The sequence below is a fragment of the Lentzea alba genome (assembly GCF_011067745.1).
In the GTDB taxonomy this organism is placed as follows: domain Bacteria; phylum Actinomycetota; class Actinomycetes; order Mycobacteriales; family Pseudonocardiaceae; genus Lentzea; species Lentzea alba.
The window spans coordinates 210730-228108 of sequence record NZ_JAAMPJ010000009.1 but is presented as its reverse complement, the minus strand read 5'-3'; the positions used below and the strand labels follow the sequence as shown (position 1 = coordinate 228108).

Sequence of the window (17379 nt, the reverse complement as noted above, 5' to 3'; positions counted from 1 at the left end):
AGGATTTTCAGGCGGGCTGCAGCACCGGTGCGGTGGTGCGCACCGCCTCCTGGGGCAGCCGGGGTTCCAGGCGCACCAGGGCCAGTGCGGACGCGGTCACCGCCGCTGCCAGCACGAGCCACATGCCCGTCGCCGAGAACGTCATCAGCCAGGTCAGCACCGCCGGCGCCGTGGCGGTCGGGATCGCCCAGGAGAACTGGTACACCGACAGATGCCGTCCGCGCGTCTCGGCGGGCGCCGCGGAGGACACCAGCGCCGAGGCGGTCGCCCCGTGCATCAGCTCGCCCAGCGTGAACAACGCCGTGGCCGCGAACGCGCCGGCCAGCAGCACCGCGGCCGACGACGACACCACACCGAGCGCCGCGAACACGACGAACGACACACCGATCACCGCCGCGCCCGTGGCCGTGGTCCTGGTGCGCGGGAACCGCACCAGGAACCGGGTGACCGGTATCTGCAGCAACGCGATCCCGATGGTGTTCACCGCGTACAACGTGCCCACCAGCCCGGTCGGCGCACCGAGTTGCGTGGTGATGTACACCGGCAACGCCACCGCCAGCACCATGTACCCGAACGCGATCGGCACGTTCAGCGCGGTCAGGGTGAGGAACGGCCGGTTCGCCAGCACCGTCCGATATCCGCCGCGCGCCAGGTTTCGCACCTGCGGCGCCACCGGCCGATACCGGATGGACCCGACGATCACCGCGGCCAGCACGAACGCCACCCCCGTGCCGAGCACGATCACCTGGTACGCCGCGTCGCTGCCCAGCGTCAGCGCCCCGGCCGCGATCAGGCCACCCGCACCGAGTCCCGCGTTGCGCAGACTCCGTTGCGCGGCAAGCAGAGTGTCGCGTTCGGCACCTCGGGCCATGTCGGCCACCAACGACTGGATGGACGGCGAGAACGAACCGTCGCCCACCGCGACCAGTGCGACGGCGAAGAACATCCCCAACGCCGAGTCCACGAACGGGTAGAGCCCGAACCCGAACGCCCGCACCAGGTACCCGCCGACGACCACGGCCTTGGCGCCGAACCGGTCGACGAGCATCCCCGCAACGGGGTTGCCCGCCAACGCGAACAGCGCGCCCGCCGTCATCAGCACGCCGACCCGTTCGATCGGCAACCCGGTGACGTGGTGGAAGTACAGCAGGGACAACGGCAGGTACATGCCCGCGCCGGTCGCGTCGACGACCATTCCGGTCAGGTACCGGGTCCGCCAGCCGTTCATCGCCGGTCCTTTCGCCGCTGCTCGGGAATCTGCACGGCGGGGCGCACCACGCGGGCACCGCTCGGGTTGGCCGCGACCAGCAGCAGGTCGACGGGCTTGAGAACGTCCATCTCCGGCAGGTTTTGCTTCCTCATGACGATCCCTCCTGGGATATGCGGGTTTGGGACTCGAACCTGACTCCGATCTTGCGCAGCCTTGACTCCGCCTCGGCCCGGTCGGCACCGGTGGCCACGGCGGCGAGCAGGAAGTCCGCCGACCCGGCCGCCGGCGGGATGACGTCACCGACGGTGGCGTAGCGCCAGAACCGCGCCACCCAGGGTTCGACGAGCGTCGACGGCAGTGCTTCCACGAGCCCTGGCCGTTTCATCATCAGCACCTGCCCGGACATCCGGGCGGGCGTCGGCGGTGGCCCGCCCGCCAGCGTCGCGGCGAGCTTCGGCATGGACAGCCCGAGCTGCGCACGCGTCAGGTACTCGCCGTGGTTGATGCCGAAGATCGCGGCGCCGACCTCGCGAATCTTGGCCCCGCCGGTCCTGGCGGCGATCTCGCACACCACCAGCCGGTCGTCGGGCGTGTGGAACACCTCGGCGTGGAAGGCGTGGTCGAGGTGCCGGTCCGACGTCCGCAGCGCGGCCACCGCCCGCCCGGCCAGATCCAGCAACCGCACCGACAACGGATCCGACACGTCGAGCGTCAGGTCGACGCGCGCACCGGGATCGGAGCCGAACGACGAGAGCGAGTACTGGTACTGCGACGCCCACGCCAGCACGACCCGTCCGCCGACGACCAGACCGTCGACGTGGCACATCTTGCCCGGCACGAACGACTCCACGAGCACGGGACCGGTCAGTTCCAACGGCTCCGGGCCGTGCAGGATCCGCAGGCCGATCGCGTTGAACCCGGCGACGTCCTTGACCACGACCGGAAAGCCGTGTTTCTCGGCGAACGCCTGCACCTCCGCGGCGGTCGAGACCACCGCGTGCCGCGCCACCTCGATCCCGGCGGCGACGAGCAGGCGCTTCATCACCGACTTGTCGCGGTACGGCACGGTGTCCGCGGTCCACGCGCCCGCCAGGCCCAGGTGCTCGCGCACCCGCGCCGCCGCCAGCAGGTCGGCCTCGTGATGCGCGACGACGTGGGTGACCTCGAACTTCTCGGCCAGCGCCAGCGCCCGTTCGAACAACAGCTCCTCGTCGTGGAAGTCCGGCACGACCTCGAGGTGCGTGAGTCCGAGATGATCGGCCGGAACCGCTTCGCCCGCGCCGACGATCCGGTCCCGAGCGGCCAGGACGACGACGTCGGCGTCGTACCCGGCCAGCCAGTCGCGGTAGGGGAACGGTTCGAACGGGTTGCGGTGGATGATCAGCACGCTCATGCCGGCACCGCCTCCGCAACCTCCGCGGCACCCGCGCGCACGACGGTGCCGTCCTCGGTCTCGACCCGGATGTCGATCACCGACTCGATCAGCCGGGCGCCGTTGGCGATGGCGTCGTCGGCGTCGAGACCGGTGACCGCGACCAGCCCGAGCCGGTCCCAGTTGTCGCGCAGCGAGCGAACCTCGTCGCCGGGCTTGGCGCTCACCCGCACCACCAGAGCCACCGGCGCGGCGGCAGCGGCCTCGACACCCGCGACCGACACGACGCGGCCGGGCGTGCCGACGACGAACCGGGTGCTCGCGCCCGCGTGCGCCACGGGACGGTCCGGGAGCTCGGGCACGAGCCCGAACGGCCAGCCGACCGAGTACGTGATCAGGTCGATCCCGTAGGCGCCCTCGACCAGGTCCGTGATGGCGTCACCGGCGACCCGGTTGTGGCTCTCGATCACCGACACGCCGTGTGAGCCGACCCGGACCTCGGTGTGCGCGACGCCGTCGCGCAATCCCATGGTGGTCAGGAACCGCGGCACCTCCGCGCGGATCAGCTCCTCGTCGGCGCTGCTCGTCCTGGCCGGCACGACGTGCCCGATTTCGGCGAACGACCGCGGGTCGACCCACTTCTCCGTCACGGAGACCACGACGTGGCGTCCGTTGAAGCTGAACGTCTCGACGCTGTACTCCGCGCCGTCGAGGTACCGCTCGATCAGGAAGTCGTCCAGCACGAACAGCGTCGAGACGCGGTCGGTGCGGGTGCCGCGCAGCCGCGCCACGTGCTCCCACGCCCGGTCGAGGTCTTCCGGTCCCTCGACCTTCAGCACCCCGATCCCCGCGGTCGCGTCGGTGGGCTTGACGATGAACGGGAAACCGTGGCGCCCGGCGTAGGCATCGAGGTCGGCGCGCTCCGCCAACGGCGCGGCAGGCACCGCCGCGGGGTCGTGCAACGCCAGGTGTGCGCGCATGGCGAGCTTGTCGCGGAACAGTCGCGTGACCGCGAGACCGGTGCCGCCCAGGCCGAACTTGTCGTTGATGCGGCCCGCGTTGTCGAGTCCGGGCTCGGTCAGCGACAGCGCGACGTCGAAGTGGTGCAGGTCCCACAGCTCCTCGGCCACCGGTTCGACCTCGGCCCAGCTGGTGAAGTCGACGATCCGGATCTCGTCGGCGGCGGCTTCCTGGATCGGCGAGATCTTGGTCGGGTGCTGCAGGAGCAGCACCGTGATGCCGAGCTCCTTCGCCTTGACGACGGTGTCGTCGGTTCCTCCGACCAGCAGCAGAACGCTCATCGGTCCGCTCCCTTCGCGATGTCGGCCGTCGCCAGCACGCTCAGGTAGCGCTCACCGGTGTCGGGCAGGATGGTGACGATCGTCTTGCCTTCGTTCTCCGGCCGTTCCGCGACGCGCAGCGCGCCGAACGCCGCGGCACCGGACGAGATCCCGGCGAGCACACCGGCCTGACGGGCGAGCCACAGCGCGGTGTCCGCGGCCTCCCGGTCGCTCACCGCCAGCACGTCGTCGATCAGCGCGACGTCGGTGGTCTCGGCGACGAACCCGCCGTTGAGGCCGGGGATGGCGTGGCTGCCCGGGTAACCCTTGGACAGCAACGGGGAACCCTCCGGCTCCACCCCGACGGCCTGCACCAACGGGTTCTGGGACTTGAGGAAGGCGGCGGTGCCGCAGAGCGTGCCGCCCGTGCCGATGCCGGCGACGAGGATGTCGACGGTGCCCGCCGTGTCGGCCCAGATCTCCGGTCCGGTGGACTCGAAGTGCGCGGCCGGGTTGTCGGGGTTGGCGTGCTGCTGCGGGAACCAGGAGCCGGGCGTCGCGTCGTGGAGTTCCTTCGCCCGGTCGATGCAGCCCTGGTAACGCAGTTCGGCCGGAGTCAGTTCCACCTGTGCGCCAAGGGCTTTGAGCAGTCCGATGCGTTCGCGGGTGGCGTTGTCGGGCAGCACGATGACGCACCGGTAGCCGCGGGCGGCGCTCAGCGCGGCCAGTGCGATCCCGGTGTTGCCGGAGGTCGCCTCGATGACCGTGCCGGAGCCGGGGGAGAGCAGGCCGTCGCGCTCGGCGCCGCGCAGCATCCACAGCGCGGCCCGGTCCTTGACGCTGGAACCGGGGTTGGCCGACTCGAGCTTGGCGAGCACCGTCGCGTTCGTGGCGGGCAGCCGCAGCAGAGGCGTGTTGCCGACCAGGTCGTCGATGGACTCGGCCACCCGCCGGGCGCCCAGGGTTGCGGTCATGATGCGTTCCTCCGAAGGGTGTGGCTGGTGGACACGGCCGCGGTCGGCGCGAGCGCGGCGGCCCGGCCGGGCACGTCGTTGACGACGAGAGCGCAGGCCCCGATGACGGCGTCGTCGCCGACGCTGATCGGGCCGAGCACGGTGGCACCGGTGCCGAGGACGACGTTCCTGCCGATCTCGGGGTGCCTGCGTTCGCCGGACGGGCGCAGGTTGTCGCGCCACCAGCCGACCGCGCCGAGCGTCACCTGGTGGTAGATCGTGACGTCGTCACCGACGACAGCCGTCTCCCCGATGACGACGGCCGCGCCGTGGTCGATGAAGACCCGGCGGCCGAGCCGCGCGCCGGGATGGATCTCCACCCCCGTCGCCGCGCGCACGAACACCATCAGTGCACGGGCGGTCAACCGCAGTCCGCGGTTGTGCAGCCGGTGCGCGATGCGATGCGTCCACATCGCCGGCAGCGCCGGATGCAGCAGTCCCTCCACGTGGCCGCGGATCGATGGATCCCGCTCGACCACGGTGTCCCAGTCCTCGCCGCACAGGCGCAGCAGTCCGGGCTCAGTGCCCGGTGCCGGCGCGGCTGTGGTGACCCGCTCCATCTGAGGGCCCCCTCCCATCCGTCGGTTGTCAGCAACCTCAGGGTGGGCGGAGGCCCTTTGGGTCGGCTTTTGCCGATCAAGCTCCGGCCGATAGCGGATCGATAGCGCTAAATCACCTGGTCAGACGCTACGGGCCGGGTGCGCTGGGCCCAGGCGACCGCCGGGCCGGTCGCGAGTGCCGCGGCCAGGAAGAGCGCGCCGAGCACCAGCCAGCCCACGACTCCGCCGTCGATCACCAGCGCGGTCAGCGCCAGCGGGCCGAGCATCCTCGCGACCGAGATGCCGCTGCTGAAGAACCCCTGGTACTGGCCCTGCTTCCCCTCCACCGCGAGACCGAAGCTGATCTCCCAGTAGCCCGACGCCAGCATCATCTCGCCCGCGACCTGCAGCACGGCGCCCGCCACGAGCACGACGGCCGCGATCCAGGCGGCCTTGTCCCCCGACGAGAAAGCGAACACCACGCACGCGGCAAGAAGGACCAACCCAGAAAGGCGGACAATTCGGACGGCGCTGGTGAGGTCGTGAACTCGGTTCGCCACCGAGACCTGGAACAACACCACCGATACCGTGTTGATGACCATCAACGCGGACACCATCCAGCGTGGCGCCCCGGTGTGTCCGACGACCCACAGCGGTAGTACAACGCTCAACAACGGCATGTACAGCATGAGCACGGAGTTGAGCGCCGTCAGCACCGCGTACGGGCGATCACGCAGCACGACGAGTGCGGGCTCGCCTTTCTCGGGCCGGGCGACACCCGGTACATGCGGCAGGCGCCGCAGCACAACTGCCGCCAGCAGGAATGTTGCTGCGTCAAGCACGAAAGCGGTCAAGTAGGCGGCTTGGGTGTCGAACTGCAGCGCGACGCCACCGATCACGGCGCCAATGGCGATGCCGGCGTTCGCCGTCGACTGCATGTACGCACGGGCCTTGGTCCGACCGGCCGCGTCGACCACTCCCGCGAGGAGCGCCTGCCGCGCGGCGACCAGGCCGCATTGGCAAACCGTATAGATGCACGCCACGGCCAGGAACGCGGGGAAGGAACGGACCAGAGCGAATGCCGCGACGGCAATCGCGGTCGCCACCGCGAGTGTCACCGCGACGCCACGTGGACCACGCCGATCTGCCAAATGTCCGAGCGGCACGCTCGCAAACGTTCCCAGCGCCCAGCCCGTTGTCAGACCCAGTCCCACCTGCGTGGGCGTCAAGCCGACTATTCGGGTGAAATATAAGACAGAACAAACATAATAGGCACCATCGCCAATCGCATTGGTCAGCTGCGCAACGGCCAAACTTCGGGATGGGCCAGCCGGAGGGAGCAATTTTCTTAACATGCCGCTCCTTTTTCCTCGTCACGTGACATCATCGCTCAGGGCGAACGGATGGCGTCGTGAGCGGATTGTAATCACCAGATCACAGAGTGAACACAGCGCCACTTCGTTCGGAACCGAAGGGGCGAGTCGCAGTGCCAGGGGTGGGGTAGTTGAGGGGCGGACCAGTCATGTTGAGACTTCTGGGACCGGTGGAGCTGGTGATCGACCAGCGTTCGCTCGACCTGGGAGGGCCCCGTCAGAGAGTGGTGCTGACGATGCTGGGCCTCAACGCCAACCGCGTCGTACCGGTCGACCAGCTCATCGACGCGGTGTGGAACAGCTCCCCTCCCTCGACCGCCAAGGGCCAGATCCAGATCTGCATCTCGGCCCTGCGCAAGGTGTTCACCGACGCGGGCCTCCCGGACGCGATCCGCACCAGACCGCCCGGTTACATCCTGGAGATGGCCGAGAACGGTCTCGACAGCCTCCAGTTCTCCGCACTCGTCGCCCGCGCGCGCGAGGAGAGCGACGCCGGCTCCGTCGAGGTGGCGGCCGCCACCCTGCGCACCGCGCTGGCGTTGTGGCGCGGGTCGGCGTTGTCCGGCGTTGCCAGCGACATCGTCCAGCGCGCCGCACTGCCGCTGGACGACCAGCGCCTCGCGGCCGTGGAGGAACGCATCCGGCTGGACCTCGCGCTCGGCCGGCACGAGGAGATCTGCGTGGAACTGCGCACCCTCGTGCAGGACAACCCGTTGCGCGAACGGCTGTACGGGTTCCTCATGCTCGCGCTGTACCGGGCGGGCAGACAGGCGGAAGCGCTCGAGGTCGGCCGCGACGCGCGCAACGTGCTGATCGAGGAGATCGGCATCGAGCCCGGCCAGGAGCTGCAGGACCTGGAACAGGCCATCCTCAACCGAGCCCCGTCGCTCAACGCCCCGCCCGCGCCCCCGAAGGCGGCGGCGGGCCAGGCGACGCCCGCGGCTCCCGTCGCGGAACCCCCGGCGACCATCCCGCGCCAGCTGCCCGCGAGCATCACCGACTTCACCGGGCGGCACGACCTGATCGAGGTGCTGCGCGCGGGACTCGAGACCGAGTCCGACGACGTCCGCTACGCCGTGCCGATCATGGCCATCTCCGGCAAGGGCGGCGTCGGCAAGTCCAGCATCGCGGTGCGGGTGGCGCACGAGGTCGCCGACCGGTTCCCCGACGGCCAGCTCTACGCCGACCTGCGCGTGCACAGCGGCGACGACCGCACCGGGCAACTGCTCGCCCGGTTCCTGCGGTCGCTGGGCGTGCCCGGCACGGCGGTGCCCGACGACATCGACGAACGGGTGGAGCTCTACCGCAGCAAGGTGTCCGGCAAGCGGCTGCTGCTCGTGCTGGACGACGTCACCAGCGAGGCCCAGGTGCTGCCGTTGCTGCCGGGCAGCGCGTCCTGCGCGGTGATCACCACGAGCCGGGTGCGGCTGTCCGGGCTGCCGGGCGCCCAGTGGTTCGACGTGGACGTGTTCGACGTGGACCAGTCCGCGGACCTGCTCGCGCGGATCATCGGCCATGAACGGGTGAACGCCGAGCCGGAGGCGGCGGTCGAGCTGATCACGTTCTGCGGCGGCCTGCCCCTGGCGTTGCGCATCGCGGGCGCCCGGCTCGCGTCGCGGCCGCACCTGCGCATCGACGGACTGGTCCGCCGGCTGCGCGACGAGGCCCGCCGGCTCGACGAGTTCGAGCACCACGGGCTGGAGCTGCGGTCCAACATCGGCCTGACCTACAAGGGACTCGACCCCGACGCCCAGCGGTTGTTCCAGCTGTTCTCCCTCATCCGGGCACCGGAGTTCCCCGCGTGGACGGCCGCCGCGCTGCTGGACATCGACATCTACGACGCCGAGGACATCCTCGAAAGCCTGGTGGACGCGCAGCTCGTCGACACCGTCGAGTACGCCGACGCGACCGCCCCGCGGTACCGATTCCACGACCTGATCCAGGTCTACGCCAGGGAGAAGCTCACCGAGTCCACCACGCAGGAGGAACGCACCGAGGCCCTCGCCCGGCTGCTGGGCGCGTGGCTCGCCCTGGCCGAGGAGGCGCACCGGCGCGAGTACGGCGGCGACTACACGATCATGCACGGCGAGGCTCCTCGCTGGCCGGACGCCACCTGGGCGAACATGGGTCTGACCACGAACCCGATCGACTGGCTGGACAGCGAACGGCGCTCCCTCGTCGCCGCCGTCCGCCAGTCGGCGCAGGCGGGCCTGGACGAGCTGTGCTGGGACCTCGCGCTGACGTCGGTGACGTTGTTCGAGTCCAAGGGCTACTTCGACGACTGGCTGGAGTGCGCGAAGACCGCCGAGGCCGTCGCCGTCCGTGCGGGCAACCGCATCGGCGTGGCGACGATGAGGTACTCGCTCGGCACGCTGCACATGTTCCAGACCCGGCTGGTCGAGGCCGCGCAGTGCTTCCGCGAGGCGCTGGAGGGCTTCCGGGCGGAGGGCCACGAACACGGCCAGGCGCTGGTGCTGCGCAACGACGCCCACGTCGACGGGTTGCGCGGCGACGTCGCGTCGATGCTCGCCAAGTACGCCGAGGCGCTGATGACCATGCGCGCCGCCGGCGACCGCATCGGTGAGGCGCACATCCTGCGCAGCCTGGCCAAGCACCACATGGAGGAGGGCGACACCGCCACCGCGCGGGAGCTGCTCGACGACGCGGTGCGCATCACCCGCGAGGTCAACTGCCTGCGGGCCGAGGCCCAGGTGGAGCACCGCGTGGCCGAGCTGCACGTGGCGATCGGTCAGATCGACCAGGCGCGCAAGTCGTTGCACCGCGTCCTGCAGATCGTGCGCGACACCGGCGACCGCATCGGCGAGACCTACGCCCTGTACAGCCTGGGCGTGGTGCGGCACAAGGAAGGTCGTCTCGACAACGCGGAGACGACCCTGGTTCACGCGCTCGACCTGTCCCGCAAGATGGGGGAGCGGCTGATCGAGGCCAAGACGCTGTACGCGCTGGGCCAGATCGCACTGGCTCGTGGCGGCGGCGCGGCCGGCACCACGCATCTCGAGCGCGCGCGGCAGCTGTTCGAGGAACTGGGGTCGGCGCTGTGGCAGGCGAAGGCCCTCCTCGCGCTGTCCGAGGCCTACGAGGCGGGGGAGGACGCACTGGTGGCCGTGAAACGCGCGGCCGACCTGCTCGTGCCGATCCAGTCCAAGGAATCCGCTCAGCTGCTGGCGGAAGTGGAGATAACCCGCGCCGCGCTTTCGTCCACCGTTTAGCTGGACGACTGCACGGACGCGGGTTCGTGTCCTTTTCATCTTTTGCGTGATCACCAGTGGGTGTCTTCGACGCAGATCTGGAGCTCGGCGTTCCAGTGGGTGTCCGCGGGGCAGTCGGTCGGGCCCTGAACGGTGACGTCGACGGACTTCCAGTGGGTGTCAGCGGAGGCAGTTCCGCTCGCGATTCCGAGGATGGCGAGCGTCGCGATGATGAGCGAAACCAGCGTCGAGGCGGCGGACTTGCGGCTGGTGAACATTTCTACCTCCGGTTTTGTCGGGGGCGTTCCCCCTGGCTGACACCAGTTCAGCCACCGGCTCCTTCGGTCCTCGTTCCGTCCGCCATCACGCCGCCTTAAACGGTCCGATAGAACCTCGAAAGTAGATCGACAGCCCCTCCCGGCAACGTTCGTCGCATCGAATTCAACGAACACGGGAGGGACCGGCGATGAACGCCCTGACGCTCCGCCTCAGCAACGACGACCTTCGGCACGTGGTCCAGGACGTCGACGCGGTGCAGGCGATGGCGACAGCGTTGATCACGCGGTCCGCGGGACGCGAGGACCTGAGCAGCCTCGCGGCCGAGGGCGCCGCCGTCCGCAACGACGGTGAGACCGCGATCTACGAGACACCGGAGGACGGCGAGCGGTGCGTGATGCCCGCAGCCGGCCTGCGTGACTACCGGCTCGCGGTGCTCACCGCGCTGGCGACTCGCCATCTGCTGGTTCCCGGAGTCGTGACCGCCTCGGTCATCGGCTCGGGGTTCGCGCTGGAACTGCAGCTCGCGGTTCTGCGCACACACGTTCCCAACGTCAGCCACGTCGCCGTGGCGGTCATCGGGGACGAGCCGCTCGACCAGGCGGTGCTCGACCGGCTCGACCGCGACGGCATCGGGTACTCCCTCGTGGAGACCCCGGCCGACGCGATGTTCGGCGCCACCCTCGTCGTTCTGGCCGGGTCCACCCGGCTCGGCACGACGCGGCTGGCGAAGGGCGCGGTTTTCGTCAACGCCACCGGCGTCGACCTGCCGCCCGCCCTGCTCGACGGCGTGCACGCGGTCTTCGTCGACGACCCGGAAGGGCTCGCCGACAGCGACCGGACGTTCGTCAGGACCCACCCGGGAAGGCGCCGGTTCGGCCGTGGACACAGGTCCCCGTCCGTCGTCGCCGACCTCGGCAGGGTGCTGGCGGGCGAGCACCCCGGACGCACTGACCACGACCACGTCCTGCTCGTCGAGCTGATCGGCGGCGGGACGGAGCTCGACCCCGTCCTTGCGGGCCGCATCCACCAAGCCGCCGCCGCGGCCGGACTTGGAACCTTCGTTGGCAACTGAATCCCACAGAGAAATGTCCGTTCGCGGCGAGCAGCCGATACCCGAGGAGTCGACCATGTCCGTGTCCCAGACCCACTGCGAGTTGCGCATCGTCCCTTCCTGCACCGCGACTGCGATCTCCGGCACGCGCAGCTGCGACCAGTGCCGCCAGGCCCTGCGTGACGAGTTGCGGGCGCTGCCCGGACTGCACGAACAGTGTGCTCAGTCGCTCACACCGGGCCGCCGGCCGGAGATCGTGCAGATCAAGAACACCCGCGTGCCGGGCGGGCTGAGTCTCAACCTGACCGCGGTCTCGGTGCGCACGAGCATCCTCGGCGTGCTGGCCTCGTGGTCGTCGATGGTGATCGAGGAGACCGGCGCTGCGAAGCCGCCCTCACGTCGCGTGCACGTGCTGTCGACGTTCCTGTACCGCAACCTCGACTGGATCCTGAACCACGAGGCGGCGCAGGACTTCGCCGAGGAGATCACCGACCTGGCCGACGCGGCGCGGGCGGTGCTGGACCCGTCGATGAGCGAGCGCATCGACCTCGGCCCCTGCGGCGAGGCGGGTTGTGGCATGACCGTCTACGCGGCGGTCGGCGCGGGTGCCGACGCCGGTGCGCACGCCGCCTCCTGCGGTGCCGGCCACCACCTCTCGGCCAGCCAGTGGCTGCTGCTCGAGGAGTCCGAGGACGGCGCGGCCGCCCAGCACTCCGCGCAGGGGACCGCGTCATGAAACAGCGAACGCGCGGGCGGACCGTGCCCACCGAGCTCGCGGCGCTCGCCGCCGGAGTCCCGGCCGCCACCATCCGCAAATGGGCCAGCCGCGGAAAGCTCACCAGGTACGGCAGTCGCAACAAGGCTGAATACAGTCTCGACGAGTTGCGTGAAATTCTGCGTGCGAATGCGGCGAAGATTGCGAGCTGAACACGCCACGAACAGGGTCCTCCCTTTTGGGAGGGCCCCTGTTCGCGTGTCCGGAAACAGGCAGAAAAACTCCACAGCGATTTTCTCGAACAAAGGGTTGACCCCTCTGGTCGTAGATGTCACGCTGTTCTCGGGGCACCGCTTTGCCCGCACGGCGGACAGACACCGCAAGTGACCCTGATTCCCTTCCTCCCACGCGATTGACGCGTCGCGGAGACGACAGCATTCAATTCATTCCATCTGGAGCGCCGCCATGTCCGAACCGTCGAGACCGAGAGCATTCATCCTGGCCGGCTCGTTGCTGGCCGTCTGCCGCGCGCCGCGTTATCTCGCGGAACTGCGCGAGCGCGGACTGCGGGTACTGCTGATCACTTCGGCGAACTGGCGTGCCGAGGCGGAGCGGGTGGCCGGGGACTCCGGCCACCCGCTCGCGGGCGTCGAGGACATCGCGTTCGTGGACGGTGGCGTGCGCCACGAGGGGTCGCTCCTCGCCGGACCGGTCGCCGCCGCACTCGCGTGGCGGCGGCGGTACGACATCGTCGGCGCGTACGCGGTCGGCGAGACGATGGTGGAACCGGCCGGGCTCATCGCCGACGCCCTCGGCCTGCCGGGGGCCGGCCTGCGCGCCAGTCGCGTGTGCCGCAGCAAGTACCTGCAGCGCTGGTACCTGCCCGAGTTCAGCCCTCAGGTGGCCTTCGCCGGTGACGACCTGTCCGGTGTGCGGTTCCCCGCGGTGGTCAAGCCGTCGGGCCGGCACTCCAGCTCCGGTGTCGTCACCGTGGCGAACGCCGAGGAGCTGCACGCCGAGCTGTCCGGGTACGGCGAGCAGGAGACGGTGCTCGTCGAGGAGAAGATCATCGGTCCGGAGTACTCGGTGGAAAGCCTGGTGCAGCACGGGAAGGCCATCTTCGCCTCGGTGACCCGCAAGGACACCAACGACCACGACGGCAGGCACTTCGTCGAGCTCGCGCACACCGTGCCGAGCGACCACGCGGCCGTCACGGAGCTCCTGCTGGACGCCAACCAGCGGGTGCTCGACCGGCTGGACGTGCGCGACGGGATCACCCACGCCGAGTGGCGGGTGACCGCGGACGGCCGCGCGATCATGATGGAGATCGCGGCCCGCCCGCCGGGCGACGGCCTGTGCTCGCTCTACGAGCTGGCCACCGGCCGGCCGCTGGAGACCGAGGTGCTGCGCATCGCGCTCGGCGAGCACGCCGACTACCCGGCGCCGCGCCGGCACACCCGGCAGGTCTACCTGGAGCACCCCGAGGGCGTTCTTTCCGACGTTGTCGTGGACTGGCCCGAGGTGCAGGTCGAGTGGGTCGGCGAGGCAGGCGTGTGGGAGCAGCCCGAACCGCTGCCCGCGGACGCCCCCGCCGCACTGCGCGCGGTGCACGTGCACGCCGACCGCGGCGCCGTGCTGGGGCCGATCACCTGTTCCGAGGACCGTTCCGTCACGTTCCTCGTCGACGCGCCGACCCCGGCGGAGCTGGACGAGATCACCGAACGCGTCCGGCGCGCCATCGACATCCGCACGACGCCCGTATCGGCCGAGGAGGCAGCGCGATGAGCAACCTGCTGATGGTCATGCCGTACCGCGCCTACCTGGCCAAGGCCAAGGCCGAGGGCTTCCGCGTCGGCGCCGTCTGGGACCCGAAGGTGGCGACCGAGATCTTCGGCGGCCTCGCCGACCGGTACCTCGACGACGTGCGGGCCCAGGCCGACGCGTACTGGGAGGCCGACTTCGCCGACGCCGCGGGGTACGAACGCGTGCTGTGCGAGGCGGCGCGGGAGTTCGGCGCGGAGCTGATCCACCACGTCGGCCAGGAGGAGAGCATGGGCCTCGCCGCCAGGGTCGCCGAGGACCTCGGTCTCGCGGCGAACTCGGCGGACTCGGTCCACCGCCTCAACGACAAGGTCGCGCTGCGCCGCCTGCTCGACGAGCACGGGCTCTCCCCGGTCCGGCACGCGGACGCGCCCGACTGGCGGTCGGCCGCGGCACTGCTGGACCGCTTCGAACTGCCCGTCGTGGTGAAGCCGACCCAGCTGTCCGGCAGCCGCGGGGTCGTGCTGGTGCGGGACCTGGCCGAGTTCGAGGCCTGGGGCGCCGCGCTCGACGAGACCGGCTACACCGGACCCGTGCTGGTCGAGGAGTACCTCACCGGCCCGGAGTTCAGCGTGGAGACGATCAGCGTGCACGGCCGGCACCACGTGATCGGGGTGACGCACAAGAGGCTCGGCCCGCCACCGCTGTTCGTGGAGGCCGGGCACGCCCACCCCGCGCCGGACTCGTACGACAAGGCCGCGATCGGTGCGGTGGTCGTGGCGATGCTCGACGCCGCCGGATACCGCACGGGACCGGCGCACACCGAGCTGCGGGTCACCCCCGCCGGGCCGCGGATCATCGAGTCGCAGGCCCGCCTGGGCGGTGACCGCATCCCGCGGCTGGTCGAGCTCGCCACCGGTGTCGACCTGGAGGGCTCGGTGTTCGCCGCGCTCGCCGGGCGTTCCCCCGCACCGCGCTCGCGGCCGGACGTGGCGTGGATCCACTACTTCGCGCTGCCACCGGGCGTGCTGCGGTCCGTCGACGGGCTCGACGCGATCCGGGCGCTGCCCTTCGTCGACGAGTTCTCGTTCCCGTTCGAGCCCGGTGGGCGGATCCCGGTCACGGTGGACTGGCGTTCGCGCCACGGCTACGTGGTCGTGTCCGCGCCCTCGCACGAAGAAGCGGCGTGGCGGGTGACGGAGGTGGAGTCGCTGCTCCAGGTGTCCGTGGACAGTCTCCTGGAGGTGAGGTCGTGAACCTCATGAGACTGCACCCGAGCCTGCGCGTCCGCATCGGCGTCGGGTTCGTGAACCGGCTCGTGGACTCGATGATCACCTCGTTCATGGCCGTCCACCTGGCGCTGGCCTGGGGTGTGGTGGCCGCCGGCGTGCTGCTGATCGTCGTGGTGGCGCTCGGCGTGGTCGGCATGCTCGTCGGCGGGCACGTGGCCGACCTGCACGGCAGACGGCGCACCCTCCTCGTCGCCGAGACGGGCGCCGCCGTGACGTTCGGCGTGATGGCGCTGGCCGACTCGCCGGTGCTGGCGAGCGCGCTGCTGGTGTACCTGGCGTACGTGGCGAACAAGTTCGCCGCCAGCGTCGCGCTGCCCGCCAACGACGCGATGATCGTGGACCTGACCTCGCCGGAGACCCGCAAGGGCGTGTACACGATCAACTTCTGGGCGACCAACCTGGCGCTCGCCATCGGCGCGCTCGTCGGTGCGGCGCTCTACTCGCGGTTCGCCGTGGTGCTCGCGGTGGCCGCGGGGGCGACGCTGGCCGTGCTGGCCACGACGTACTTCCTGATCGCGGAGACCAAACCGGACACCGACGTACCGCGCGACCGTCCGCAGGGCGTGCTCGCGGTGCTGCGGGAGTTCGGCGAGGGCTACCGGCTGGTGCTGCGCGACCGGACGTTCCTGCGGCTCATGGTCGCCGGGACGCTCACCCTCGCCATCGAGTTCCAGCTGGTGAACCACATCGCGGTCCGGCTGGCCACGGACTTCCCGGCGCAGCAACTGCTGTCGTGGGCTCCTGCGGTGGACGGGGTCGGGATGATCGGCCTGCTGCGGGCGGAGAACACGATCCTGGTCGTGGTGCTGGCGTTGTTCTCCGCGGTGCTGTTCCGCGGGGTGTCCGACCGGACCGGCCTGTACTTCGGCACGGCGCTGTTCGCGGGCGGGTACGCGGTGATGGCGGTGAGCACGTCCGGCTGGGTGCTGATGGCCGCCGGCCTGGTGTTCACCGTCGGCGAGCTGATGAGCGTGCCGGTCAAGCAGGCGCTGCTCGCGAACCTGGTGCCGGACCACAGCCGCACCCGCTACATGGCCGTCTACAACCTCAACATCCGGGTCGCACAAGGACTTGCCGCCGGGTGCGTCACGCTCGGGGCCGTTCTGCCCGCCTGGGGCATGGCCGCGCTGTACCTCGTGCTCGGCGCGGTGATCGTGCGGCAGTACCGGTTCGTCCTGGCCGGCCGGCCGGTCGCCGAACAACAGGTCGGAGTGCCGTCATGATCCGTCCCGTCGTCGAGTCGTTGCCCACCTTCAAACCGGGCCCGCCGGTCGTCTCGCCCTCGGGGGAGACGTTCCTGCTGGGGGCCAACGAGTCCCCGGACGGCCCGCTGCCGTCGGTCGCGGCCGCGATCTCCCGCGCCGCCGCGGACGTGCACCGCTACCCGGACTACACCTCGGCCGAGCTGGTCGGCGAGCTCGCCTCCTCGCTCGGTGTCGCCGCCGGGCAGGTCGCGGTCGGCTGCGGATCGTGCGGGGTGATCGCGAACCTGTTGTCCGCGGTGGAGGAGCCCGGCGGCGAGGTCGTGTTCCCGTGGCGGTCGTTCGAGGCCTATCCGACGATGACCAAGCTGGCCGGCATGAACCCGGTGCCGGTGCCGTTGCGCGACGAACGGCACGACCTGCCCGCGATGGCGGCCGCGGTGACACCGCGGACCCGCGCGGTGATCGTGTGCAACCCCAACAACCCCACCGGGACCGTCGTGCGCCGTGCGGAACTGGAGTCCTTTGTGGACTCGCTGCCGCCGGACGTGCTGGTGCTGCTGGACGAGGCGTACTTCGAGTACGTCCGCGATCCGGAGTCACCGGACGGCCTGGACCTACTGGCCGGGCGGCCGTCGCTCGCCGTGGTGCGCACGTTCTCCAAGGCGCACGGCCTGGCCGGCCTGCGTGTCGGTTACGTCATCGCGGACGAACGTCTCGCCGCTGCCGCGCGCACGGCGAGCTTGTCGTTCGGGGTGAACCGGATCGCGCAGGCCGCCGCGGTGGCGTCCCTGCGGGCGGGCGACGAGCTCACCGCCCGCGTCGAGGCCACGGTCAAGGAGGCGTCTCGCGTCCGGGCCGCGTTGCTCGACCAGGGCCGGACCGTGCCCGAGTCCGAGGCCAACTTCGTCTGGCTCCCTCTCGGTGCGGAGTCGGTCGCGTTCGCCGCCACCTGCGCGGCGGCCGGGGTGGCCGTGCGGGCCTTCCCCGGCGAAGGCGTCCGCGTCTCCATCGGGGACCCCAACGCCAACGACGCCTTCCTAGCAGCAGCGGAGCTCTACTCCCGCTGCCACTGACCCCGCA

At 70.5% G+C, this 17379-nt stretch carries 16 protein-coding genes; 8 read left to right on the top strand and 8 right to left on the bottom strand.

Annotated elements, in window-relative coordinates; translation table 11 throughout:
- Positions 1 to 7: 7 nt before the first annotated feature.
- From G7043_RS30465 to G7043_RS30435, 7 genes are all read right to left on the bottom strand, one after another.
- The gene (locus tag G7043_RS30465) at positions 8 to 1228 is read right to left on the bottom strand and encodes an MFS transporter (protein WP_166051449.1); all 1221 of its coding nucleotides are present in this window, start codon (positions 1226 to 1228) and stop codon (positions 8 to 10) included.
- Entirely contained in the window at positions 1225 to 1362 is a 138-nt protein-coding gene (locus tag G7043_RS30460; RefSeq protein ID WP_166051447.1) for a hypothetical protein, read from the bottom strand. The genes G7043_RS30465 and G7043_RS30460 overlap by 4 nt, the downstream gene beginning before the upstream one ends.
- On the bottom strand, positions 1359 to 2603 hold the full coding sequence (locus tag G7043_RS30455; protein WP_166051445.1) for an ATP-grasp domain-containing protein: 1245 nt from the start codon (positions 2601 to 2603) through the stop codon (positions 1359 to 1361). Before G7043_RS30455 ends, G7043_RS30460 begins: the two co-directional genes overlap by 4 nt.
- Positions 2600 to 3883 carry an ATP-grasp domain-containing protein gene (locus tag G7043_RS30450; RefSeq protein ID WP_166051443.1) on the bottom strand — a complete coding sequence of 428 codons (1284 nt, stop codon included), beginning with the start codon at positions 3881 to 3883 and terminating at the stop codon, positions 2600 to 2602. Before G7043_RS30450 ends, G7043_RS30455 begins: the two co-directional genes overlap by 4 nt.
- Positions 3880 to 4836 (bottom strand): PLP-dependent cysteine synthase family protein, encoded by a 957-nt coding sequence (locus G7043_RS30445; protein ID WP_166051441.1) that lies wholly within the window; start codon positions 4834 to 4836, stop codon positions 3880 to 3882. The genes G7043_RS30450 and G7043_RS30445 overlap by 4 nt, the downstream gene beginning before the upstream one ends.
- The gene (gene epsC, locus G7043_RS30440; protein WP_242642827.1) at positions 4833 to 5435 is read right to left on the bottom strand and encodes a serine O-acetyltransferase EpsC; all 603 of its coding nucleotides are present in this window, start codon (positions 5433 to 5435) and stop codon (positions 4833 to 4835) included. The genes G7043_RS30445 and epsC overlap by 4 nt, the downstream gene beginning before the upstream one ends.
- A gap of 107 nt (positions 5436 to 5542) precedes the next feature.
- On the bottom strand, positions 5543 to 6769 hold the full coding sequence (locus G7043_RS30435) for an MFS transporter (RefSeq protein WP_166051439.1): 1227 nt from the start codon (positions 6767 to 6769) through the stop codon (positions 5543 to 5545).
- Between the two features lie 167 nt (positions 6770 to 6936).
- Between G7043_RS30435 and G7043_RS30430 the strand changes: the two genes are divergently transcribed.
- Complete coding sequence (locus tag G7043_RS30430) at positions 6937 to 10017, top strand: AfsR/SARP family transcriptional regulator (RefSeq protein ID WP_166051437.1); 3081 nt, start codon at positions 6937 to 6939, stop codon at positions 10015 to 10017.
- A gap of 50 nt (positions 10018 to 10067) precedes the next feature.
- On the opposite strand, the gene G7043_RS30425 is transcribed toward G7043_RS30430, so the two are convergent.
- On the bottom strand, positions 10068 to 10274 hold the full coding sequence (locus tag G7043_RS30425) for a hypothetical protein (protein ID WP_166051435.1): 207 nt from the start codon (positions 10272 to 10274) through the stop codon (positions 10068 to 10070).
- A gap of 188 nt (positions 10275 to 10462) precedes the next feature.
- Here G7043_RS30425 and G7043_RS30420 point away from each other — a divergent pair, with 188 nt between their 5' ends.
- The 7 genes from G7043_RS30420 to G7043_RS30390 all read left to right on the top strand — a co-directional run bounded on the left by G7043_RS30420 (position 10463) and on the right by G7043_RS30390 (position 17372).
- Entirely contained in the window at positions 10463 to 11347 is an 885-nt protein-coding gene (locus tag G7043_RS30420) for a hypothetical protein (protein ID WP_166051433.1), read from the top strand.
- A gap of 55 nt (positions 11348 to 11402) precedes the next feature.
- Positions 11403 to 12062, top strand: coding sequence for a hypothetical protein (locus tag G7043_RS30415; protein WP_166051431.1), 660 nt, complete (start codon positions 11403 to 11405; stop codon positions 12060 to 12062).
- Entirely contained in the window at positions 12059 to 12253 is a 195-nt protein-coding gene (locus G7043_RS30410) for a hypothetical protein (RefSeq protein WP_166051429.1), read from the top strand. Before G7043_RS30415 ends, G7043_RS30410 begins: the two co-directional genes overlap by 4 nt.
- Before the next feature lie 253 nt (positions 12254 to 12506).
- Complete coding sequence (locus tag G7043_RS30405) at positions 12507 to 13826, top strand: ATP-grasp domain-containing protein (RefSeq protein ID WP_166051427.1); 1320 nt, start codon at positions 12507 to 12509, stop codon at positions 13824 to 13826.
- Entirely contained in the window at positions 13823 to 15058 is a 1236-nt protein-coding gene (locus G7043_RS30400; protein WP_166051425.1) for an ATP-grasp domain-containing protein, read from the top strand. The genes G7043_RS30405 and G7043_RS30400 overlap by 4 nt, the downstream gene beginning before the upstream one ends.
- A gap of 5 nt (positions 15059 to 15063) precedes the next feature.
- The gene (locus G7043_RS30395; RefSeq protein ID WP_242642873.1) at positions 15064 to 16317 is read left to right on the top strand and encodes an MFS transporter; all 1254 of its coding nucleotides are present in this window, start codon (positions 15064 to 15066) and stop codon (positions 16315 to 16317) included.
- Positions 16314 to 17372, top strand: coding sequence for a histidinol-phosphate transaminase (locus tag G7043_RS30390; protein WP_166051423.1), 1059 nt, complete (start codon positions 16314 to 16316; stop codon positions 17370 to 17372). Before G7043_RS30395 ends, G7043_RS30390 begins: the two co-directional genes overlap by 4 nt.
- The last annotated feature ends 7 nt before the right edge of the window (positions 17373 to 17379 follow it).

Excerpts from the sequence above, each read along its gene's own strand:
- G7043_RS30465 (WP_166051449.1), bottom strand. The coding sequence starts at position 1,228 with ATGAACGGCTGGCGGACCCGGTACCTGACCGGAATGGTCGTCGACGCG.
- G7043_RS30460 (WP_166051447.1), bottom strand. The coding sequence starts at position 1,362 with ATGAGGAAGCAAAACCTGCCGGAGATGGACGTTCTCAAGCCCGTCGAC.
- G7043_RS30455 (WP_166051445.1), bottom strand. The coding sequence starts at position 2,603 with ATGAGCGTGCTGATCATCCACCGCAACCCGTTCGAACCGTTCCCCTAC.
- G7043_RS30450 (WP_166051443.1), bottom strand. The coding sequence starts at position 3,883 with ATGAGCGTTCTGCTGCTGGTCGGAGGAACCGACGACACCGTCGTCAAG.
- G7043_RS30445 (WP_166051441.1), bottom strand. The coding sequence starts at position 4,836 with ATGACCGCAACCCTGGGCGCCCGGCGGGTGGCCGAGTCCATCGACGAC.
- epsC (WP_242642827.1), bottom strand. The coding sequence starts at position 5,435 with ATGGAGCGGGTCACCACAGCCGCGCCGGCACCGGGCACTGAGCCCGGA.
- G7043_RS30435 (WP_166051439.1), bottom strand. The coding sequence starts at position 6,769 with ATGTTAAGAAAATTGCTCCCTCCGGCTGGCCCATCCCGAAGTTTGGCC.
- G7043_RS30430 (WP_166051437.1), top strand. The coding sequence starts at position 6,937 with ATGTTGAGACTTCTGGGACCGGTGGAGCTGGTGATCGACCAGCGTTCG.
- G7043_RS30425 (WP_166051435.1), bottom strand. The coding sequence starts at position 10,274 with ATGTTCACCAGCCGCAAGTCCGCCGCCTCGACGCTGGTTTCGCTCATC.
- G7043_RS30420 (WP_166051433.1), top strand. The coding sequence starts at position 10,463 with ATGAACGCCCTGACGCTCCGCCTCAGCAACGACGACCTTCGGCACGTG.
- G7043_RS30415 (WP_166051431.1), top strand. The coding sequence starts at position 11,403 with ATGTCCGTGTCCCAGACCCACTGCGAGTTGCGCATCGTCCCTTCCTGC.
- G7043_RS30410 (WP_166051429.1), top strand. The coding sequence starts at position 12,059 with ATGAAACAGCGAACGCGCGGGCGGACCGTGCCCACCGAGCTCGCGGCG.
- G7043_RS30405 (WP_166051427.1), top strand. The coding sequence starts at position 12,507 with ATGTCCGAACCGTCGAGACCGAGAGCATTCATCCTGGCCGGCTCGTTG.
- G7043_RS30400 (WP_166051425.1), top strand. The coding sequence starts at position 13,823 with ATGAGCAACCTGCTGATGGTCATGCCGTACCGCGCCTACCTGGCCAAG.
- G7043_RS30395 (WP_242642873.1), top strand. The coding sequence starts at position 15,064 with ATGAGACTGCACCCGAGCCTGCGCGTCCGCATCGGCGTCGGGTTCGTG.
- G7043_RS30390 (WP_166051423.1), top strand. The coding sequence starts at position 16,314 with ATGATCCGTCCCGTCGTCGAGTCGTTGCCCACCTTCAAACCGGGCCCG.